General features: G+C 63.3%; 2 protein-coding genes. Both read right to left on the minus strand.

Annotated features, from left to right (window positions below; translation table 11 throughout):
• Positions 1 to 56: 56 nt before the first annotated feature.
• Positions 57 to 971, minus strand: a complete 915-nt coding sequence (locus NA11_RS43620; RefSeq protein ID WP_069167997.1) for an IS982 family transposase — start codon at positions 969 to 971, stop codon at positions 57 to 59.
• A 177-nt stretch (positions 972 to 1,148) separates the two neighbouring features.
• The gene (locus tag NA11_RS44525; RefSeq protein ID WP_084655607.1) at positions 1,149 to 1,337 is read right to left on the minus strand and encodes a hypothetical protein; all 189 of its coding nucleotides are present in this window, start codon (positions 1,335 to 1,337) and stop codon (positions 1,149 to 1,151) included.
• Between the last annotated feature and the right edge of the window lie 47 nt (positions 1,338 to 1,384).

The raw sequence follows: 1,384 nt of genomic DNA on the forward strand, positions 1-1,384 counted from the left end.
ATGAGTTATTCCAAGGGGGGACCGGCTTTGCAGTCCCCCCTTTGGCTTGGGAGAGGTCAGTGATCGTAGGCGGTCAGCGAGCGGTGGATCGGTGCGCCGATGCGGTCGTTGTGCCAGATCGCGGCGGTGAGCGCGAGAACGCGTTGCAGGATGCGGGCGATGACTCCAGCTGGGGTTCGAGCGCCGTGGCGTTCCAGGTCCAGTTGGGCTTTGAGAGTTTGGTTGATCGACTCGATGGTTTGGCGTAGCGGCCTGAACAGGGCACTTCCTGGGCGTTCGGGTTCGCCTTTGCGCGCCGGACGCAACAAGTGCAGCCCGGCATCGGCCAGGTCGGACTCGAACCCGGCCCCGAAGTAGTTCTTGTCGCAGATCAGGGTTTGCCCCGGCCGCTGCACGACCAGTGTGGGGTCTGCGCGCAAGATGCCGATCAGCGTCTCACGTTCGTCGGCTTTGGCGCCGGTCAGGGCGAATCCGATCGGCAGCCCGCCCAGCGTGGCGACCAGATGCAGCCGCAGGCCCCAGAAATAGCGCGAATGCGAGGCGCAGTACCCATACTCGGCCCATCCGGCCAGGTCGGAGCGTTTCACCGTTTCGCGGGAGCGGCCGCATTCGATTGGTGTGGAATCGACCACCCACACGTCGTCGGCCCACAGACTGGTGTCGGAGGCCAAGGCCCGAATCACCGCGATGATCATGGCGGCGGCGTTGCGTAGCCGCTTGTTGTAGCCGGGTTGTTTCGGCAGATACGGAAACAGGGGCCGCAGATGCATGCCGGCATACCGCAGCCAGCGGGCCTCGGAGGTGAACCCGAGCAGCGCCTGCATCACTGCCAAAGTCACCAGTTCGGCGTCGGTCAATCGGGGCGCGAATCCGACCGCCGGACGCTGGGGAGCCAGATCCGAGCGAAGCTTCAACAGGTCGTCGGTGGTGACATAGAGTGCGGTGGCGAGGGTGTCGATGTCATTGCTCACAACCTTGACTTACGACACCCTCGCCCAACTTCTCAAATCCGCTTCCTGACAAATCACTTTCACAACAGCAACATCCGTGAGGAAACGACGGAACCCGACAGCTGCTCGGTATGCTGCGCGGCCGAGCCGCGCAGCGGCCCACGACTTCAGCGACCTACCAGCTCCGGCAAACAGCATTCAACGCTTGCGGGCTCGCGCCTGCCTGGTGAGTTCAGTGATCCGGTCGGGGTGGTGAGGATTGTTGAGCTCGGCCACCAGCTCATCGGGGCACAACTCATACAGGTCGCCCCACCAACGGCAAGCCTTGTTGTCCCACACGCGGTATCCGCCTGGCACGCCGCGTGCCGCGTACCGTCGTCGAGCCATACTCGGATTCTAACGGCGCACCACAACCCTTGGAATTACTCATCTAG

The organism is Nocardia altamirensis NBRC 108246, assembly GCF_001612685.1.
Lineage (GTDB): Bacteria > Actinomycetota > Actinomycetes > Mycobacteriales > Mycobacteriaceae > Nocardia > Nocardia altamirensis.

Coding starts and splice junctions, on each gene's coding strand:
- NA11_RS44525 (WP_084655607.1), bottom strand. CDS start 1,337: ATGGCTCGACGACGGTACGCGGCACGCGGCGTGCCAGGCGGATACCGC.